The following is a 20,021-nucleotide window of genomic DNA, read 5'->3' as shown; positions in this document are numbered from 1 at the left end:
TAAGGAGAATACCTATGAAAAAGTCACATCGTTTTTTATCATTTGTGCTTATTTTCACAATAATGATTGGTACTTTTATGCCAAGTACTTCAGTTTATGCTGCCAGTCTTTCAAAAAGTCAGCAAGCTGAGCAAGTGGCAGAACAATTGGTAAAAAAGCATATTAGCGCAGATATGTCAGTGGAAGAAAAATATTATGCGTTGGCTCTTTTAGAGCAATGTACTTATGACAAAACATTTGCTGCAGACAGCTACACGGCATATGGCAGCTTAGTCAATCATAAAGCGGTTTGCAGTGGTATGGCTCTTGCCTATCAGCTTCTCTGCAAAAAGGCGGGGCTTTATTGTGATTATATCACCAGCAGAAAAATGGATCACGGCTGGAATATTGTAAAAGTTGGAAACCACTACTATCACATGGATATGCAATCCATTTTTTATGGAACATTCTTGTTGTCCGATGAACAACGTTTTCGTTCATATCAAGGGGGAAGGACTTTAATGGATGGCTATCAATCTATTCCTGTCTGTGACGACGGTTCCAAATTCAGTGCACCTAAAAACGAAAAATATAACGCTATTATTACTTCGGGGCTCTCCTTTCAAGGAAAATCCGGAACAGTATCTTGGCTAATCCGTCCTGTAAAAAGTACTCTGCCCAATTATTTTGATAGCCTGTCTAACTATGAAATTTCCCTTACAGATTCTACGGGAAAAATTAAAAAAGAGTTTACTATCATGGATTGTGACTCTTATCAAAAGAATTACAACCTTCAAAACTATGGATATAACGATACTAAATTTACTTTTATTTTTGATGTTTATGATGGCCACGATGTTATACAAACTGCGTATTCCTTTGATTGGAACGGAAATCTGATATCAAAGAAAAATTGTGACGATCATGATATGGAAGGGTTTAATTATCAAGGAGTCATGTACTCTATTCGTTATGATGAAAGCTCTAACACCAGCACACTGGTTGCAACTGATGCAGACTTAAACAGCCGCGATCTGTCAGTTTTCACTGAAAGTAAAATGTATGCCAATCAATGTTATCCCAGTGGAAAAAATGGTTCTCTCTTCTTGCTAAAAAACACTGGAATTTCCATTAAGGGAAATCAGGTTTCTGATTTAGTGAAAGTGGATGTTGTAACCGGAACAACAACTACCTTGCTAAAAAACATTTGTAGTATTTGGATGCTGAAAGGTTACATCCGCGAAAAAGATGTGTTTGGCACAGGGTATTGCTATTTTTATCCTGAAAAAACAACCTTTGAGGACTATATGGCCAATGTGTACAAATCCATCTACGTTATTTAAATAAATACGAATTGCTGTGAGGGGATATAAAATGGAGGCAGAACAATTATCTAGTATTGTGGAACAAGCCAAAAATCAAGATGTACAAGCAATTACACAGCTTTATGAGGAGTACCACAACGGGTTGTACTTTTTGTGCCTAAAAATTGTAAAGAATGAAGACGATGCGCTGGATTTGGTGCAGGATAGCTTTTTACAGGCATTTGATAAGCTAGAAACCTTACAAAATACCGAGCGGTTCGGCTCATGGCTCAATCAAATTGCGGCGAATAAATGCCGGGATTATCTGAAAAAGAAAAAGCCGCTTTTGTTTTCTCAAAAGCAAGGCGATGAAGATGGCGCCGGAGAAGAGTTTGAAATTGAAGACCGTAATGAAACCCTGATTCCAGACCAGTCGCTTGACACACAAGAAACCCGGCGGTTGATTATGCAGATCATTGACGCACTGCCAGACCTGCAGCGGATGACGGTGATGCTGTATTATTACGAAGAAAAGCCGGTCAGTGAGATTGCCGAGATCATGGAATGCTCCGAAAACACGGTAAAAAGTCGCCTAAACTATGCACGCAAGCAGATTCGGGCCGGTGTGCTGGAGCTAGAGCAAAAGGGCACCAAGCTGTATGGCGCAATGCCGATGCTCTTCCCGCTCATTCAAAATGCAGCGGCTGGATATACAATGCCGGCAGGGACTTCTGCCTCTATGTTGGGGAGCATCACTTCTTTTCTTCCCTCACAGAGTTCTGTTAGCACCATTTCTTCTTTATCTGCCAAAACCTTACCTCAAAAGCTTCAAACAGTTTTAAACGTAGTGAAATCCTCCAGTCTGCCGGTCAAAGCAGTTTCTGTCCTTGCTGCAGCAGCCATAGTCACCGCAGCAGGAGCAAATCTGTTGAATCATGATACGTCAATTAAAACGGAAAAAACCGTCAGTTCTGTTGCAGTTCAGACTGAAACGGTAGATGAAACAGTGATATTAAAAAATTATCTTGATTCCTTGCCTTCAAAAACTGAGTTTGAAGTAAAAGGGTATCCTGACGAAGATAATATGCCTTTCCCTGCTCCTATGGATTATCCTTCCATACAAGTTCCTGTGACAAAACAATTACTCGCTGGGAAAATAATTGATTTTAAGGACACTCCTCATAAACAGCTTGTCTTAAAATATCAATACGGTAGCACTTATTCAGGCAAGCTGGTTACTATGGATGTGTATAGTGTGGTTAAAGTTGTTTCTTCAAAAGCCCAAAAATCAATTACTGAAACTTCAATTTATGAGGATACCATTGAATCTAATGATATACCTAGCGATGGTGAAGAGCCAGGTAACCAATTTACCTATAGCCATGTATTACATTGCTTAATGGATGATTTTTCAAAAGAAAAAAATTCAACTGCTGATTTCGCTTTATACCATAAAGAAAGAGTGCTGAAACATAGAAAGACAAATCAGATTAGTATTTTGTGGATCGAGGGGACGGATAATCCAGAGGATGATCATTATTATTATTTGAAGATAGGCCCCAATGGCAACAATATTTCAGCCGAAGATAAGGAAGGCGATGATTACAAAAAACTTCAAGCTACTTTAGCGGAGTATGATGATATTACAGACCAAATCAAATAAACATAAAGGAGTTATTCAAATGAGAAAAACAAGAAAAGCAATCACATTTCTGTTGACACTAGCGCTTGCAGGTTCCTTATCTCTTTCAGCTTTCGCAGAGGTCAACACTGTGCCGCATTTTTCTGCCAGCGCAGGGGAAGCCGGGGATCCCACGCGCTCTTCTGAATTTGCGTGGGTGGCTGCCGACAATGCGTTTAAGCTAGATACCTTGAGCTACACAATGGCCCCCGGAAATCTTTACGATTTTAAGGTGACCTTAAAGGGAAATCTCACTCAAAATGATGTGAAGGTAACAGATTCCCGAAACGGCAGTGTGGTCAAGCTTTCGCGTATTAAAGGCACAGATAAATACCGCATTCAGGCGGTGAAAGAAGGAACTTCTTATATTGTTGCACAGGTTGGAAACGCTCATCTCTCCTTTGCTGTACAGGTGAAAAAGGGAGTAAAGCAAAATGGCAAAGCAAGTCACTCCAACTATGCAGTGGTTTCTAAAGCTTCAGACAAAACTGTTCCCAATGAAAACAAACCTTCTGCCGGGCAGACAAAAAGTCTCACTCTGAAAGGAACTGAGGATCCGACTTTCAGCATTGTGATCTCTGATGTCATCAGCCAGAAAGATTATCCGAACAATGAAGAAACAGTAACGGTTTATTCTGTTCCGGTTGGCACCCGTGTCACCGGCTACAGTCAGGGAAAAGAAATTGGCTTGAATTATGCAATTTATCCTAACATAGCGTCTATTAGTGAGGGTACTGATAATATGGATCAATTGGATTCTTCTGTTACTTTTACCAAGGATATGATAGGACAGGTATTTAACTTCTGGTACCCAACTGATTCCCAAACACTAACGTGTATCGTAGTGGGATAATAATATAAGAACGTTTTACTACACATTAAAATTTTGCAGATTAAGAAATCATTTTGGAAAATAGAATAAAAGCTCCAGATTGCAAACAGTATGGCAATCTGGAGCTTTTTACATGAATTATATAGATATTAAAATACACATAAAAGTGTTTAAAATAATTCTCATCAAATCTTTAGATAAGAGGTGGGAACCAATATGGTAGCTCATATGGTATCAAAATGGTAGCTTGAAATGTATATCATTTGGGGTATCAAATCGTACTATATTGTTCCGTTAAAAGGAAATATACAAGCTGTTATATAAGGATTATAAAATAGCTAAATTATAGTATGAAGGTCTTTTCATAGACAATTTTATCATCTCCCGGATTGAGTAATCAGTCCGGGAGTTTTTTATGAGCTAAGCTGCCAGCAATGCAGTAATATGCGCACCCAGATAGATTAACTTCAATTGATTCATAATTTTGAAGAATGTCTTTTCCTTTAAAAGCATTGTTATATACAATCTAATTACAGTCTTTTTAATAAAGAGCAGTTTACAGATTCTTTCACTGATTTTGATAAAATGTGTGTTTCAAATACTTTAAAGCGGGTTATAAAACAGAATTTTATAGCCCCGAAAATATCTTAATTTTTTTACGGAATTTTTTGAGGGTATATATTTTTTATTTTTTTAGCCTACCAGCTGCATTTTTTACTATTTTACAAAGCTAATAATCGGAAAAGTCTTAAATTTTTTTTGGGAGAATCTATTGTTTGAAAATATGTATAGCTCTTTCTAAAACAAAAAAGAAAAGACTTTGATGATAAGATATTTACTTTTATTTTGAAGATAAGCACCACGATTTGGCACAGTCAAATATACCTCTTTATAGGACTACAACTTACAGCCGAAAGGAGAAATTTAAGCATGCTCAAACATGAGGAATATTGGGCACAGGGACGCTTTGACACAGAGGTGAATCTGAATTTGGGGTATGCAAATAACCATTGTTATCGGCAGCTGCTAGATACTATAGCGAGAGATCTGCGCTTGCCGGTGGCAGGAAAAACTCATCCCGGTTTACAGTTTTCTATCTCTGCAATGCAAGGGGTATTAAATGCACAAAAATCATTGGGACTGGAAATGGCCCGAGCGCAAAGAAACTTTCTGAATATGGATGGGAGTTTGAGCAATTTGGCATATCCCTATCTATACAATACTTGTTCGGAGGCTCTGAACATCTCATACTTGCTAGATACTTCTATTTGCTGCGTGAACACGGAGTCAGGAGTTGAGTTTCACACAAGGAACATTAAATTGATACAAGAATTTCTGACAGATCTAAGCGAAGAAATTGAATTATCCTTATCAGGTTTTCTTCTAAATGACTTGGAAGGACAAATCACACAAGGACAAGTTTCTAGTATTCTTTTGCATGTTTCTAAAAGAGAGATAGAATGTTCTGTCGTTTCCACTCAAAGCACAGTAAGCCCTCACTGCTTGGTTAAGAAGTATTCTCAGGTACTCGTACAAAATTTACAATACCATTCTGCATGTCTGCATTATGAGAGCGAAGGGGAAATATCGAGATGTACCGTAAGCCTAGAAAGTAAATATTTAAAGAAGAAATTTGACGTTCAGCCTGAAATTTATAGAAAGGTTGCATGGGATGGCGGAAGTCCTGAAATCATTCTCCCAGTACATCGAATTTCAAAGGAAGGGCATCTATCACTAGAGTCGTTCTGTATTTTCTGTTTACGTGATATTCAATGGTTTGACTTTTAAATATTCTTACAGTTGGTAAGAAAAAAATAAAATGAATAGAAATTCTGAACAGTAGGTTGATGAGATAAAGCATCCATTTTTATACCTCCATAGAAACGCGAAACCTTTTCGGCAAGCGTTAAATAAGGAGGCGTATTAATATGGACGTACTAAAGCAAGGAAAAGCATCGCAAGAAACGATGTTCAAGGTTCTGAGTAAGATTCCCGGAGGAATGTCTGGAATGGCTTCAACAAAGACTTTTGCAGTCTTTGATTCCCAAACAGATATTGTCCTCTTGCTTCGAAAGGATTCCACTGATACCATACAGCTTTGTGGTATCACAGACCAAGCAAGTTGCAATGCGGTATGGCCAACAATTGACTACATCGTTCCTCACAAGAAGGATCGTGAGCATAAGAATGTAAAGTGCTCACGGCTTTATTGGAGGTCTAGACGTAGCTTGTTGGCAAATATCTTGGAAAGTCTGGGGTATCCCAAAAATGGTGAGGATATAGTTGCACACCATTGCAACGGTAACTGCTATGACCATCGAATCAGCAATGCGCTGTTTTTAGCAGAATCTGTTCACAATGCATTTCATGCTAGAGTAACTAGGACGTTAGTTCTAGGATATGATGCTTTCATTGCAGCCGTTGAAAAAGTTGGATGTTCTGAATTGCTTTTACGTTACGTCAATAGCCAGAAAGAGATTCTGTATCGTAAGGAAAGTGATGCTCAGATGCAAGACCGTGTTATTCGAGAGTTTTGCGGTTCAATAAAGGCTTACGAACAGATCTGCAAATCTCTATTGGAAATAACAGAAACACAAATTGAAAAGGAGATTCAATTCTCTATACCGAGGCCAACGGAAAATTGATTGACAGTATTGCTCGAGTCCGATTTCTTACTTTGAAATGGACTCGGGCAATCTTCTCTATTAGGAGGGAAGTTATGAATAAAGAATTAGTTGCAAGACTAAATTACATCTACGGTGGAACTCAATTTTGTAATCTTCATATTTTACAAAATCCCTTTTATAGGAAACTGTTGCAACTGGTGCAAGAAAGACAAAAACTACCCATAGTGGGAAAACCCATAACTGAAATGCAACTACCATTGGAAGAGATTCCATGCATTACAAAAAACTTTCCTTCTTTAGCTACAGAGATAGCTTACTATGAGCAGCGCGTGTTAGAGGGAAAAGGCCTACATTTGCCCCCAGATTACTATAAACGGCACACACAAGCTTTAGATGCACTGTATCTACTAAGCACATCAACAAGTATGGTTGTTAAAAAAAGTGAGCTTTCCAAAGCTTCTATCCGTACTACTAGTCTTGGGGTACTACATTCTTTTCCTACCAAAACAGTGGAGAATTTCTCTCAACAAAAGCTGCTTGACTATTTCAATGTTGACGAAAGAAATGACCTTGAAAAAGGTGTGTTTCGCAGCATTGAACTTCGTCCGACCGGAAAAGAGTCCTATAAACTTCACAAAATGCAATTGCCGGTTAATAGTAATATTCTGTTCCCGGAAGTTCTGTTAAAGGCATATACAGGATACTTTCTGCAGCAATTGACAAAAAAAGTAGTAATCCTACAGTACCAAGTTTCCAGCAACGAGGTTGTGTTGATGCATACTTCTCTAAGAAAGGACTTTTTACAGAAGTATTGTGGCAATCAGGCACAGGCAGTTTATAATCGTTGCAGAAATTCTTATAACGATATGGAACTGACTCTGGTTGTTGTTACAGAGAAGACTCATAGGGTAAAAATAATGACCATCAATATTTTACAGATCAATTCTACCACTACAAATATTTGATTGAGTTATTTCACTTCCACGGCTCCCGCTACTCCCTCTACTTCCGCTGCTCTCCATAGGTGTGCGGCGGGGCAACGCTCGTACAAGCGGTTTCTAGGGGTATACGGGGGCTACCGACTCTGTTCGAGCCACACGGCGGCTCACGGCGGTCACACCGTCGGACTGCAGGTTGGGCTGTATTCTGCAAGGTTTACCGCCCGCCTGCTCTCGACGCTTTGGGGTGTAGGGGTATCGTCCTCACCGCTTTGCTACGGCGGTCAACGTGCCATGCACGTTTGCTTGGGGTATTAGGGGCTGTCCCCTGCCTGTTATCGTCACACGGGGCGAACACGGGCGCAACACGGTTCGGGCTGCTGTATGGGGGCAGCCCACTGCGTTGTATGGGTTCCTTGTTTGTTAGGGTGTACTTTGAAGGACTATCCGGTCGCTCCCTGTTTCCTAGAGGTTTTCTGTTTTAAAAGATTATGGGTAAATCCGGAAAATGGGCAGCTGAGGCGTTGATGGTTTTCGGACAGATTGGAGGAATTTTTATGCGGGTGTATGGCTACGCTCGGGTTAGTAGTAAAGAACAGCACTTAGACCGGCAAATCGCAGCTCTGCTCCAGTATGGGGTAGAAGAGCGCAATATCATAGAAGAAAAGGCTTCCGGCAGAAACTTCAATCGTCCCCAGTATGCAGTATTGCGAAATGCGCTGCTTCGCGAGGGGGATACACTAATCGTAACTTCCCTTGACCGGTTATCCCGTAACAAAGTCGATATCAAAGCGGAGTTGGAGTATTATCGCCAGAAAAGCATCCGAGTCAAGGTGTTGGATTTGCCGACTACTCTGATCGATTTGGAGGAGGGACAGGATTGGATTTTGGATATGGTGAATCACATCCTGATTGAGGTTCTTTCCAGCATCGCAGAACAGGAGCGTGTCACCATCCGAAAGCGTCAGGAAGAAGGAATCGCCGCAGCAAAAGCAAAAGGAAAGAAATTCGGTCGACCTGAAATTATGATGCCGGAAGATTTTCCGCAGCAGTTGGAACGAGTCAAAAGACATGAGGTTTCGGCAAAGCAGTTGATGCAGGAGTTGAGCTTGAAACGAAACACTTATTACCGCTTTGTACATGAGTTGGAGCACTTATCTTAACCATAGTTAATTATTTTACAGTAACAAGGGAGTACTGCCTGTAAATTACAGACAGTACTCCCTTGTTACTTTTAGAAAACGGCACAGTGTTTTACTATTTGAAATGCAAACTTTCAAATATGATAGGTAATATTATAAGTATACTTATAATAACCCTTGGATATTTTAAAACTTTTACTTTTTATATCCCTTATGAGGCACAAACGATCCGCATGTGTCCTCACTTACTGCTGGAAAGAGTATTCGTTATAAAAGCTCCAAACTATCTATCGCACGTTCAATACAACAGACTAGCTTTCCCTCAAGCGTCAAAGTAACCATCATACTTTTAGAGCCTTTATACTTAGGTAATTTGTTAAACACAATTTGCTCTGGATTTTGGTAATCAATTTCTCTTTCAAACGAGATTTCAGCAATACTGTTCCCATTTCCAGCAACCCATTTAAATTGAAATTCTGCTGAAACAGGAACCAAACTTTCACAATCAAGCTTAAACATTTGCGACTGCTCATATTTACTTTTGAGATAGGTATCTGCAAAAGCAAAGCTGATAGAATTCATACCGAATGAAACATTCTTCAAAAACAAGCCATTATTTTCGAACATATCAGCTTTACAAACTTTTATAATGTTTTTGTATTTATAATAGCTTTTTGAATCTTTTTTCTTCAGCAGAGTCATCAAAGTGGTTTTTTCAATTTCGCTCCGACATAAAACAAATTTTAAGCTGTTATCAATCTGATATGAATTGGGATAAAGAATTTCAGCATGACGATATTTTCTAACTTCTTCCTCAACATATCCCTTGCTGTAAATTTTATTGAAATCCAATTTCTGAAATTCATCAATTCCACTAAAAATCGGGGCGCTATGACCTGCTTGACTAAACTCAGAAAATTTTGTAAGAGGTTCCTTTAATAATTTTTCTAGATCAAAAAGAAAGAATACCGGCACCGGAACATTTGCATTTTCATCATTGCAATAACGAATTGCCTCATGTTTAAAGCCCTCGTTATAATATTGCGTGGGAGTCAACGGTCGAAAATAGAACCGAACGGAGGAAGTCGCCGCACTTTCCGTCATGTTAATCACTTGAATACTTGCGTTATCATTGGCCATAGCCTTTGTTTCTTGTGCTTTTATTCTACTGTATAAATAACCTGTGGATAAAATATTGACTGCGTTAGACACATCGGTATAATGGTACGCATATCTTGGCCACCATCTCACCGAAGCCGTATCACAGTTTTGCCGGATAATTTCTGAGAATGTCATATTAACACTCCTTTACGCCGTATGCCCGGCCAAGTCCTTCGTTTAATTGATAGCCGTCTAACATATTTCCAGACTTACTGTCCTGAATTCGAATTTTAGAAAGATATCCTAGCTTAAGAAGTAATCTATATACCAAAGAACTGCGAAAGGAAGCATCAGCTGCAAACACACCGTCGGTGCGTATAACATCCCATAGCTGATACATCTCATCATCAGAAACAACCTGTGTTTGTCCTTTATATTCAAATACGATTCCATCTGAATATTTAACGGTTACCTCACTTTCTTCATATAAGAAAGTTATCGGTAACAAGGCGGCTTGATACGCAATATCATCAATCAGTCCTTTAAAAGACATGTCTTTCGCATTTTCATGCAGCCATGCCATTGTTTCTTTCTGTGCCTTGTGCTCCGGCACAACATCTGGCCCTGTCCCAATATAAATATAAACATCAATCGGGAGGGAGCGTAGATATTTCTCCATCAGTGGACGAACGTCATCCCAATTTAATTCACCGTTTCCACATCCGAGCCTCGGAAATGCAATAGAGGTAATGCTCTTTTCTGCATAAGTTTGAACAAACTTCACCAGTCCAGCTTCAATGTATTCTAACTTTGAAGGATATCTCCAATTTTCTTTTGTTGGAAATAAAAGAATCCAATGATCTGGAGAATAAAACAACATCAGTTTTCCTGTTTTCAATAGGTTCTTTTCACATGCACGCCTGTAAGATTGAAACATTTCGGGGTATCTTTTCTTGAATGATAATGCGAGACCCTTGCCCATAACGCCTACAGTGTTAACTGTATTTACAATTACCTGTGCAGGACTGTTAAATATGTCGCCCTCAATATATTCGATCATTACGACTCTCCTTTCACTGAATCTGTATTCTTTCGCCATTTGGCAAAACAAAACTACACTCCAGTTTGCAATCTGTAACCATAGCAACCTGATCAAGATCATCAATGGTAAATGTCCCCCGCTTCACTTTCTGACAAAATGCTTGTGGGGTTTTATTTAATCGCTTTGCAATTTCTGACATCGTCAGATCTGTCTTAATACAAAGTATTTTTATTGGCTCATCAATTCTCATTTCAAATCCCCTCTCGTATAAATATTAAACATTTATATTTATAATGTCAATATAAATGTAGAAATGCACTTACATTTAATCTGTTTTTATCGAATTAAAAGAAGAAGCAAATTTTAAAATGAGTTCAGCACAAATCAAAACAATATACTAAACCAGTTTACCGTTTGGGGAAAAGGAGTTGAGCCTTCTCCCCTTTCTTTTTTGCTTTTTGGGCAGCAGTTGAGAAAATATTTTTCGATGATTGTCATTCCCCAAGGAGTTCAAGTAATATTTCCAGTTGAACAAACAGTCTGGTTATAAAAACCGGCGATGCGAAGTATCGACTACTGTAATTAGGCTGGTATGAAAAATGGAACTGAACGAAAAGTATGGCAAGCAGGCTTTGACGCTGGAGGAAACGGCAAAGGAATTGGGAGTTAGTGTCCCCGACCTTGATCTTCTTATCGAGAACGGAGAATTATCCGTTAAAAAGATCGGGAAACGCACTCTTGTACCAATCATCTCTCTGGAACGGTATTTGGGACTTGCTGAATCAGCAGGTCAGAGTTATACTACCGAACCAAACGACGAAGAGGAGGTTTTCAGAATGGCAACGCCGCATAGCTCCGGCAGCATTTTATATGTAAAGGCAAGGGATGAGTTCCGATACGCCATCAGTCGGGGAAAAGATCCGGTAACAGGAAAACGGGAACGACTGATTAAGGGAGGATTCCTTACTCGTGAGGACGCAGAGGAAGCTCTCCAGAAGGCACTGAAAGAGATGGATGGGGTGTTGTTACCTGATTCTGGGGTATCTTTTACAGCACCTGCCACTCCCCCCACTCCAAATGCTCCACGCATTACCGTTCGGGATTATTTGGATCAGCATCTCTTTACAATGTTCTCGGCTCCGACTGCACGTACAAAGCATTGCTATGCTACCAATGCGAAGCGAATTGTAAAATCAAAACTTGGAGATATGTATTTAGATGAGCTAACACGAATGGAGCTTCAGGAATTTCTGAACAGTATGTCCCATATGTCCCAGAGCACACTGGATAAGGTTCGTCTTGTCCTGCGTAAAATGACTGCTGTTGCCGCTGAGGACGAGTTGATCCCGAAAGATGTGGGACGGATGGTCAAAAAAGCGAGATCCACTCAAAGGGATTTACGTTCAGATGACGAAAAGGTGTATTCGAAAGAGCAAATCAACACCATTTTATCTTGTGCGAAACAGGAAAGTGATCCTATGATTTACACAGTTCTTTTGCTGGAAACGCTAACTGGAATGAGACCGGAAGAAATTCGTGCCTTGCTGAAAACCGATGTGAATTTCAGCACATGCGAGATTCACATCCATCAGGCCGCAGTAATGAAACCAATACTGGGCAACAGCGCATTTTCCAAAAGCACTGGTAGAGAGTCTGCGATAGGCCCCACAAAAAGTCCGGCAGGAATTCGGACTTTGTACATTGGCGAGCAGGGAATTGAGGCAATCAAAGAATGGTTGGGGTATTTGGAAAAGAACGCCCCTGCAAAATATCAGAACCGGTTCCTGTTCCCCTCATCAACTGACGTTCCAATGCGGGACGATGTTCTAAACACGGCATTCAATCGCTTCAAAAAACGACATGGTTTTGGGAAAGAGTACACGCTGTATAAATTTCGGCACACCTTTGCCACAACATTAGCAGAATCGGGAGTCCCGGTCAAGACCGCCATGTGCTTGATGGGAGACTCCACCACAAATGTGATTTTAGGTGTCTACACTCACGTTAGAAGCGATGAGGCAAAACGTACCGGTCAGCAAATCAATCAGGTGTATTGTGATATGCTTTCATTAGCGGAAATAAAAGAGAAAGTCAATAGAGTGTAGAAACATTAACACTGCTCTTTAATATAGCAAGGACCGAAATTGATACAATAAGTCAATTCCGGTCCTTGTCGTAGATATATCATTATTCCTTTTTCACTATTAAACGCTTCATATACAAATATTTAAGACCAGTATTTTTTACATTTCACATTATCAAGACTTTTAAACTTGACATTTTATATAAAAACGCCTATAATTATAAAAATTATGTATTTTGAGGTGAAAGCAGGATGGATAAAGGGTTCAAATTGACATGTGGAGAACAATTTATTACCAAAGTTGTTCATTGTGTAAACGATGCCGTTGGAGACAGCATTAGAGAAGATACATATTATCTCAAAACAAAAAATAGCACACCAACTAGAATCTGGGATATATTAAATACAAAACTATGCAATGAAATGCCTAAAATATCTTGTGTAGCCGATTCCACACAACGAGGTTCGTGGCAAATGGTTCCCGTTTTTTCTCAAGAAAAAAGAATACTTTTTACATTTATGAGAGAGAGCCGTTTTGAACAGCTATTTAAAAATCTTAAAAAGAGAAAAAATCCTCATTATCTAGACGGTCTTGTAAATATATTGAACGCAAAACTATTAAATAATGATCAGATGACCCTTTATCCAATTGACTTGTTTGATGAAGATAATATGAAGGACATTGTTCAAAAAATTTTATTTGATTTGAAAGTGGAACGAGAATTTATTGATCATCACGCTCTAATATTATTTGAAAGCCATAATTTTGAGTTAATTTCAATTCGAGCCGTAGTAATAGATAAAAACATGAAGATAGTATATGAAGAAAATTGGAATCAGTATATTACTGCGGATGTAAGTACGATTATGCAATCTGCAACGGAATTTTCAACTGCGTCCAACCATCCTGAGCGCGGTTTAAAGTTATCTGAGAAGGCAAATAAAAGAAAACAACATAACATTAAAGTACGGCCGTCCGAAACAGATGATGAAGAAAATTTAAATAATTAGTATAACTTAAATCAATCATAGTATTGTGAGGTGTCCTCATTGAGAGAGGAACTAGTTTTTAACGGAGATAGGCTTAAAAAAGCTCGTATCTATAGAGGTTTTACAGTGGCTGAGTTAGCTGAGCATCTTGATTGTCAACGACAAACTGTATCGATGTACGAAAACAAAAAAATTGATAATCCAGATTCAACTATTGTTAATAGAATGTCGGATATCTTAAAATTTCCAAAGAAGTATTTTTATGAAAAAGACAATAGTATCAATATTGGATCAACGTATTTTAGAGCTTTATTGACCACCAATAAGAAATATCGCAACGAACAAATACAAAAAATGGAATTTGTTTCAAATATATTTGCTTTTATAAAAGAATATATTGATTTTCCTCAACTGGATTTACCGTCAATAAGCACTACCTCTACACCGGAAGAGGCTGCAGAACTATTACGAGATAAATGGAATCTTGGGAGACGTCCAATAGAAAACTTAATTTTTGAAACCGAGCAAAAGGGAATTGTTATTACTTCCTTTGAGACTGCCACAGATAACATCGATGCTTTTAGTCAAATGATTGACATCAATGGAGATGACATTTTTACTATTGGCTACTCAAGTAATAAAACATCCGCTGCAAGGCTGCATTTTGATATTGCCCATGAATTAGGACATATCTGTATGCATGAATGGAGTGAGGATATCGAGATACTATCAAAAGAAGAATTTAAAGAACGTGAAAACGAAGCAAATCAATTTGCCTCCGCTTTTCTTCTTCCTAAAGACACCTTCTACTTTGATGTTAAGCAGAATCCGACTAGTATCCCTTACTATATTGAATTGAAGAAAAAATGGAAAGTATCTATTGCTGCTATGATCCGCCGGGCATATACATTAGCTGTGATTTCATATGAGGAATACCAATCATTGATGCGCGTTCTTCAGCGCAGAGGTATGCGAAAAGAAGAGCCACTAGATAATGTACTGACCACAGCACAACCATCCTTATTAAAAACTGCTGTTCAAATGTTATTATCTGAAAAAGTGTTTACAGCCAAAGAATTTATAGATGAGTTGTCTTTTAGCTATAATCTTACTCTTTATCCTAATGAAATAGAGCATTTACTTGGACTTCCAGTAGGTACCCTAAAAATTGATAATGTAATTCCGCTGCATAATTTACAACTAAAAAACTAAAGGTATACTGCTTACCCAAAAGAGTAAAAGCCGGAGTTGACAAGGCCTGTCAATTCCGGCTTTTGCGTATGGAATATTATTCATTTATAAGTTATATTTTTATTTCCTTTTTATCAATAACTTTTACTGTTTATTGGATACCTCTGGATACCCGTGGATACCATTTTGCCCTTTTTGCGCCCGGTGTAAAATTAAAAAACGTAGGATTCATGCGGGTTTCCGCAATTCCTACGTTTGTTTTATTTCTATTTCTTGGATTACAAATCAGCTGCTCTACCAACTGAGCTACACCAGCACGACTCAAAATTGAACGCTTGAATAATATATCATTTTTATCTTACTTTGTCAATACCATTTTCGCAAAAAGTGGGCGAGAACAAAGAGAGGCGCATCCCCTTGCTAAATCGCCACAATCCTTGCAAAACGAACCTGCCCGTCAGTCAGAATCCTGCTCCTTTTCTTTGGTCAATTTCATCGCACTGTCCATCAAGCTTAACAGCTCGATCTCGCTGCGAAAAGCACTTTCCTTATTGCCCTCAACCCAACGCAGATTTCCCTGCCATGTGGAATGCTGCCGGTACAGCATATCCACAACAAAGGTCGCCTTATCCTCTTTCATCCCGTTTCTCTCCCTTTTTACATTCCCGGTTCTCTGCCAAAACCGGTACTTGTAACTACCTTTTTGATAATAATCAAAACTATGCTTTCGGTATCTTCCCCCGCCTTGCGCTAAGTAAGATACCGCCATTTTGATCGTGTATTGATTCTGGATCAATCATATAAAATTTGTCGGAATTTGTCAAATTTGGATCATTTGCAAAGGGGCGCGGTGGAGGCTGCAATCAGCGTGATCAGATCAGCGGGAGCAAGCTCCACCTGTGTGCCGATCTTGCCGCCGCTGACGATAATGGTGGGCAATTGCAGACAGGATTCGTCAATTACCGTTTGAAACTGCTTCTTCATGCCAACCGGTGAACAGCCCCCGCGGATATAACCCGTGATCTGGTTGATTTCACTGACGTGGACCATCTCTACCGATTTTTCGGAAACCGACTGTGCGGCTGCTTTTAAATCCAGCTCCTCCTCTACCGGAATGACAAACACATAAAAGTTCTTGCTGGCCCCGCGCGTTACAAGCGTTTTAAACACCTGCTCCACCGGCTGATTCAGCTTATGAGCCACAGAGATGCCGTCGATCTGGCCATCTTCGTGAGAATAATAATAAAACTGATACGAAATCTTTTCTTTCTCCAGAATTCGCATTACATTTGTTTTATGTTCCTTCGCCATCTAAAATCTCTCCCTTTTCGAAACACAGCGTTCCCCGGAACGCATAAACAACCCTCTGTAAAAGCGAACAGCCGTATCTCGACGGCTGTTCGCGCTGCCAGCGGCAGAATCATTCTACAATTTTCCACTTAATGCCCTGGGGGGTATCCTCCAAAACCACGTGGCGGGCTTTCAGCTCGTCGCGGATTCGGTCGGCGGTGGCCCAGTCCTTGGTCTGGCGCGCTTCGGTACGCTGCTGAATCAGCGCCTCAATTTCCTCATCCAGCGACTGCTTCTTTCTCTGGTACAGCAGGCCAAGCACATCCGCCAGCTCGTTATACAGCGCCAGAGCCGCGCTGTACAGCTCCCTGCTCTTTTCGCCGGGAATCAGGTTGGTATTCATCTCGCGGGCCAGATCAAACAGCACCGAAATCGCGTCGGCGGTGTTCAGATCATCGTCCATCGCGGTGATGAAGCGCTGGCGGAACGAATCAAGCGCATCAATTTGCTCCTGCTCCCCGGCTTTCAGTCCTTCGGGCGCGTTGTCTCTGGCAAACGTCAGATTGTCGCGGCAGTTATAAAGGCGATCCAGAGCAGATTTGCACTGCTCGATGATCTCCACGCTGTAATTGATGGGGCTGCGGTACTGCGACGAAACCATCAAAAAGCGGATTGGCTCATAACCGTACACGTTCGCGACCTCACGCACTGTGAAGAAGTTATTGAGGGATTTGCTCATTTTATGGTTATCGACGTTGATATAGCCGTTGTGCATCCAGTAATGGGCAAAGGGGACGCCGTTGCAGCATTCGCTCTGCGCAATCTCGTTTTCATGGTGGGGGAAAATCAAATCCTGCCCGCCGCAATGAATATCGATCGTATCCCCCAAAAAGTGACGAGCCATCGCGGAGCACTCAATATGCCAGCCGGGGCGGCCCTTGCCCCACGGGGAATCCCAGCTCGGCTCGCCGGGCTTTGCGGACTTCCACACGGCAAAGTCCATCGCGTCCTCTTTGATCTCATCCACGCTGATGCGCGCGCCGGCCTGCAAATCGTCCAGCGGCTGGTGAGACAGCTTACCGTATTCATCGAATTTTTTGGTGCGGAAGTACACGTCGCCGTTCGGGGTGGCATAGGCGTAACCCTTTTCCACCAGAGTTTCAATAATTTGCAGAATATCGTCCATGCTTTCAGTCGCCAGCGGATGAACCGTAGCAGTGCGCACATTCAGGCCGGAGGCGTCGGTTTTGTATTCCTCAATATATTTGCGGGAAACCGTCAGGTAATCCGAACCCTCCTCATTTGCCTTGCGAATGATTTTGTCATCAATGTCCGTAAAATTCTGGACATAAGTCACCTTCAGGCCACGGTATTCCATATAACGGCGCAGAATATCAAACACACAGATCGGTCTGGCATTGCCGATATGAATAAAGTTGTACACCGTGGGGCCGCAGGCATAAATTTTTGCTTCTCCCTCTTGAATGGGGATAAACTCTTCCTTTTGTCTTGTCAGCGTATTGTAAATTTTCATAGAAAACCTCCCGCGCAGTTGCGCCGTCATTCTATTGTTATCTTTGTCTTTGGGCAGTCCTTCCATTCACGAATCCCGTTTCACTGTTCGCTCTTTCTGGCAGGATTCCAGACGATCCAGCAGCTCTTCAACCTGCATGCTGAGCGCCGTGCAGACATTCTGCAGATCGGTCATCTCCTGCTCAACAGGGTCAGACACATGGATCTGATCGAGATCGTAAGGCTTCTCACCGTTAATCCGCACAATCCTGGCAGGTACACCTACGGCGGTTGCACCGGCAGGAACTTCACTGAGTACGACGGCACCGGCGGCAACACGCGCATTGTCCCCCACTTTAAACGGCCCAAGAATTTTTGCACCGGAGCCCACCATCACATTATTGCCGAGGGTGGGGTGACGCTTCCCGTGATCCTTGCCCGTTCCGCCCAGAGTTACCCCCTGGTACAGCGTGCAGTAATCACCAATCTCGGCCGTTTCGCCGATCACCACGCCCATGCCGTGGTCGATGAACAGGCCCTTGCCTATTTTAGCGGCAGGGTGAATCTCCACCCCTGTTTTATGGCGCGCCCGCTGCGAAATATATCTGGCAATCAGTTTCCTATTATGACGATAAAACCAATTGGCCCAACGATAGGAACGCACAGCGCGAAACCCTGAGTACAGCAAATAAACCTCTAACCGGGTTCTGGCCGCAGGGTCCCGATCCAGAATAGAATCCAGCTCTGCTTTTAAATTATTGAACATACCCGATTCCTCCATTATGGCAATACAATTTACAATACAGATAAAACGGCAACAAAAAACGCCTCTCGTCCCCATAAGGGGACGGAGGCGGTAACATTCCGCGGTTCCACTCCGTTTTATCACTTGGCGGCAGTAACGGTGCCTGACCGAACAGAGATACTGAGGACGCACCAAGACGTCTGTTCCCCCTGCCTGCTTTCCGTTTTACGGAACACGGGCGCATGTTCGCCGAACTCCCCGCAAAAAGCGCTTGCAGCCGGTGGCGCTTTCTCTCTGTTGCGTTTGTCTCGGGTACTTCTCCCGTTTGCAGCATTTGAATACTATTGTATGCAACTTTGTCAAATTGTTGCCATGTTTCAGTATACAACAAAGCTCTCAGCTTGTAAAGAGCGGGGTTTTTGCCATTTTAGCAGGATATTTTTATTTTGAAGAAATAAAAATGTGCTTAATTTCAGTTTTTAGGAAATTTTTACATTGATTTCTAAAATTTAATATTCTTTTCTTGTTTTAGCATATATGCTTTATATGTTTTTAGCTTCAACAATTCTTAGTGATTGAGAAGGCAGTTGTTTTTCTCTCAATTTTAATTTTTTTTGCGGCTTTCTCCGCGCGGAGATTCTGCTGGCGCAGGGGTTGCCCCTCGTGCCGGGGCGGGCGTTCCCTATTCTCAAAAGACTTCGTGTTTTTCCCGCGGGGATTCCCCAAAGAAATTCTGCTTGCGCACGACGGAAAGTGCGCACACGCCTTAGTGCGGCGAAGCCGCCTAAAAACTGCGAGCCAACGAGAGCGCTTTGAAAATGCCCGCCGACAGACGGAACAGCAAGACTGATTTACAGATTAAACTTGGAGAGTGGGCATTTTCAATGAAGCGCCTTCCCGGTGGCTAGTGGCGGCACTCACCGGAACCGTTCCCCAAAACGGATTCCAAAGGTGCCCTTTGGCGAGCCTTTGCTTCCTTTCGCCTCGTCGCGAAAGGAAGTGCCCGCCCCGGCACGAGGGGCAAGCCTGCGCAAGCAGAATCCCCACGGCGAACCCCCGCAGAGAAAAATTCGCTCTCTCACAAAAAGTGTAGATAAGAAAATAGGCGCCCGCCCTGACAGCAGGGGCAAACCCTGCGCAAGCAGGCAGGCTGAGCCTGCAAAAAAAAACAGCGCCATCCCTCAAACGAGGGACAGCGCTTTCGGCCAAAATGGCCGGCAGCCGCACACGGGCGATGCGTGCGGGAAAAGCTTTCTTACAGACAACAGCGCGGCGGAGCCGGGACCGCAGTGCCGGGGGAGGCCCGCGGTTTTAAAGGCTACGCAAATCAGAATGGGGAATCTTAATAGGTAATTAAATTCACAGAATTTCCAGAAACCCGGCTCCGCTTTGCCTTTGTCTGTAAGGCAGCAAAAAAGCGCCTGTTACGGAACCCCTCATAAGGGGGTGCTTCCATAACACAGCGCTCAATATCACAAAGCACAGTACACAACCCCCGCAAAAAGAAGGGCCAGCCCATTCGGGTTTCTCCCTCCCCTCTGTACAAAAGGGAGAAAATGGGTTA

At 41.6% G+C, this 20,021-nt stretch carries 17 protein-coding genes; 10 read left to right on the top strand and 7 right to left on the bottom strand.

Annotated features, from left to right (window positions below; translation table 11 throughout):
• Nucleotides 1-14: 14 nt before the first annotated feature.
• The 7 genes from QOS46_RS12865 (at nt 15) to QOS46_RS12835 (ending at nt 8,524) form a co-directional block, all read left to right on the top strand.
• Nucleotides 15-1,322 (top strand): transglutaminase domain-containing protein, encoded by a 1,308-nt coding sequence (locus tag QOS46_RS12865; protein WP_283610319.1) that lies wholly within the window; start codon nt 15-17, stop codon nt 1,320-1,322.
• Nucleotides 1,323-1,353: 31 nt separating this feature from the next.
• On the top strand, nt 1,354-2,946 hold the full coding sequence (locus QOS46_RS12860; RefSeq protein WP_283610317.1) for an RNA polymerase sigma factor: 1,593 nt from the start codon (nt 1,354-1,356) through the stop codon (nt 2,944-2,946).
• Nucleotides 2,947-2,965: 19 nt separating this feature from the next.
• On the top strand, nt 2,966-3,817 hold the full coding sequence (locus QOS46_RS12855) for a hypothetical protein (protein ID WP_283610315.1): 852 nt from the start codon (nt 2,966-2,968) through the stop codon (nt 3,815-3,817).
• Nucleotides 3,818-4,726: 909 nt separating this feature from the next.
• Nucleotides 4,727-5,584, top strand: a complete 858-nt coding sequence (locus QOS46_RS12850) for a hypothetical protein (protein WP_283610313.1) — start codon at nt 4,727-4,729, stop codon at nt 5,582-5,584.
• 140 nt (nt 5,585-5,724) lie between these two features.
• Nucleotides 5,725-6,441 carry a hypothetical protein gene (locus QOS46_RS12845; protein ID WP_283610311.1) on the top strand — a complete coding sequence of 239 codons (717 nt, stop codon included), beginning with the start codon at nt 5,725-5,727 and terminating at the stop codon, nt 6,439-6,441.
• A gap of 74 nt (nt 6,442-6,515) precedes the next feature.
• Nucleotides 6,516-7,388, top strand: coding sequence for a hypothetical protein (locus QOS46_RS12840; protein ID WP_283610308.1), 873 nt, complete (start codon nt 6,516-6,518; stop codon nt 7,386-7,388).
• A 530-nt stretch (nt 7,389-7,918) separates the two neighbouring features.
• Nucleotides 7,919-8,524: a recombinase family protein gene (locus tag QOS46_RS12835; protein ID WP_283610307.1), complete on the top strand. Its 606-nt coding sequence runs from the start codon at nt 7,919-7,921 to the stop codon at nt 8,522-8,524.
• 246 nt (nt 8,525-8,770) lie between these two features.
• Here QOS46_RS12835 and QOS46_RS12830 read toward each other — a convergent pair whose 3' ends face one another.
• Genes QOS46_RS12830 through QOS46_RS12820 form a run of 3 tightly spaced genes read right to left on the bottom strand, consistent with a single transcriptional unit; the run spans nt 8,771 to nt 10,896 of the window.
• A complete protein-coding gene (locus QOS46_RS12830; RefSeq protein ID WP_283610305.1) occupies nt 8,771-9,799 on the bottom strand; it encodes a DarT ssDNA thymidine ADP-ribosyltransferase family protein in 1,029 nt (342 codons plus the stop codon).
• Between the two features lies 1 nt (nt 9,800).
• Nucleotides 9,801-10,664: a macro domain-containing protein gene (locus QOS46_RS12825; protein ID WP_283610304.1), complete on the bottom strand. Its 864-nt coding sequence runs from the start codon at nt 10,662-10,664 to the stop codon at nt 9,801-9,803.
• A 13-nt stretch (nt 10,665-10,677) separates the two neighbouring features.
• Nucleotides 10,678-10,896 (bottom strand): XRE family transcriptional regulator, encoded by a 219-nt coding sequence (locus QOS46_RS12820; RefSeq protein WP_283610303.1) that lies wholly within the window; start codon nt 10,894-10,896, stop codon nt 10,678-10,680.
• Nucleotides 10,897-11,245: 349 nt separating this feature from the next.
• Here QOS46_RS12820 and QOS46_RS12815 point away from each other — a divergent pair, with 349 nt between their 5' ends.
• From QOS46_RS12815 to QOS46_RS12805, 3 genes are all read left to right on the top strand, one after another.
• The gene (locus tag QOS46_RS12815) at nt 11,246-12,751 is read left to right on the top strand and encodes a tyrosine-type recombinase/integrase (protein WP_283610302.1); all 1,506 of its coding nucleotides are present in this window, start codon (nt 11,246-11,248) and stop codon (nt 12,749-12,751) included.
• Between the two features lie 230 nt (nt 12,752-12,981).
• Nucleotides 12,982-13,740 carry a DUF5986 family protein gene (locus QOS46_RS12810; protein WP_283610300.1) on the top strand — a complete coding sequence of 253 codons (759 nt, stop codon included), beginning with the start codon at nt 12,982-12,984 and terminating at the stop codon, nt 13,738-13,740.
• 30 nt (nt 13,741-13,770) lie between these two features.
• Nucleotides 13,771-14,931: a helix-turn-helix domain-containing protein gene (locus QOS46_RS12805; RefSeq protein WP_283610298.1), complete on the top strand. Its 1,161-nt coding sequence runs from the start codon at nt 13,771-13,773 to the stop codon at nt 14,929-14,931.
• Between the two features lie 436 nt (nt 14,932-15,367).
• Here the strand turns inward: QOS46_RS12805 and QOS46_RS12800 are convergent, their stop codons facing one another.
• The 4 genes from QOS46_RS12800 to cysE form a co-directional block, all read right to left on the bottom strand.
• The gene (locus QOS46_RS12800; protein ID WP_283610297.1) at nt 15,368-15,550 is read right to left on the bottom strand and encodes a hypothetical protein; all 183 of its coding nucleotides are present in this window, start codon (nt 15,548-15,550) and stop codon (nt 15,368-15,370) included.
• 191 nt (nt 15,551-15,741) lie between these two features.
• A complete protein-coding gene (ybaK, locus tag QOS46_RS12795; protein ID WP_283610296.1) occupies nt 15,742-16,221 on the bottom strand; it encodes a Cys-tRNA(Pro) deacylase in 480 nt (159 codons plus the stop codon).
• Between the two features lie 109 nt (nt 16,222-16,330).
• Nucleotides 16,331-17,734, bottom strand: coding sequence for a cysteine--tRNA ligase (gene cysS / locus QOS46_RS12790; RefSeq protein ID WP_283610293.1), 1,404 nt, complete (start codon nt 17,732-17,734; stop codon nt 16,331-16,333).
• A 66-nt stretch (nt 17,735-17,800) separates the two neighbouring features.
• Nucleotides 17,801-18,478, bottom strand: coding sequence for a serine O-acetyltransferase (gene cysE, locus QOS46_RS12785; protein WP_283610292.1), 678 nt, complete (start codon nt 18,476-18,478; stop codon nt 17,801-17,803).
• Nucleotides 18,479-20,021: the final 1,543 nt, after the last annotated feature.

The organism is Faecalispora anaeroviscerum (genome assembly GCF_947568225.1).
GTDB classification, from domain to species: domain Bacteria; phylum Bacillota; class Clostridia; order Oscillospirales; family Acutalibacteraceae; genus Faecalispora; species Faecalispora anaeroviscerum.
This window is presented reverse-complemented; position numbering and strand designations above follow the sequence as displayed.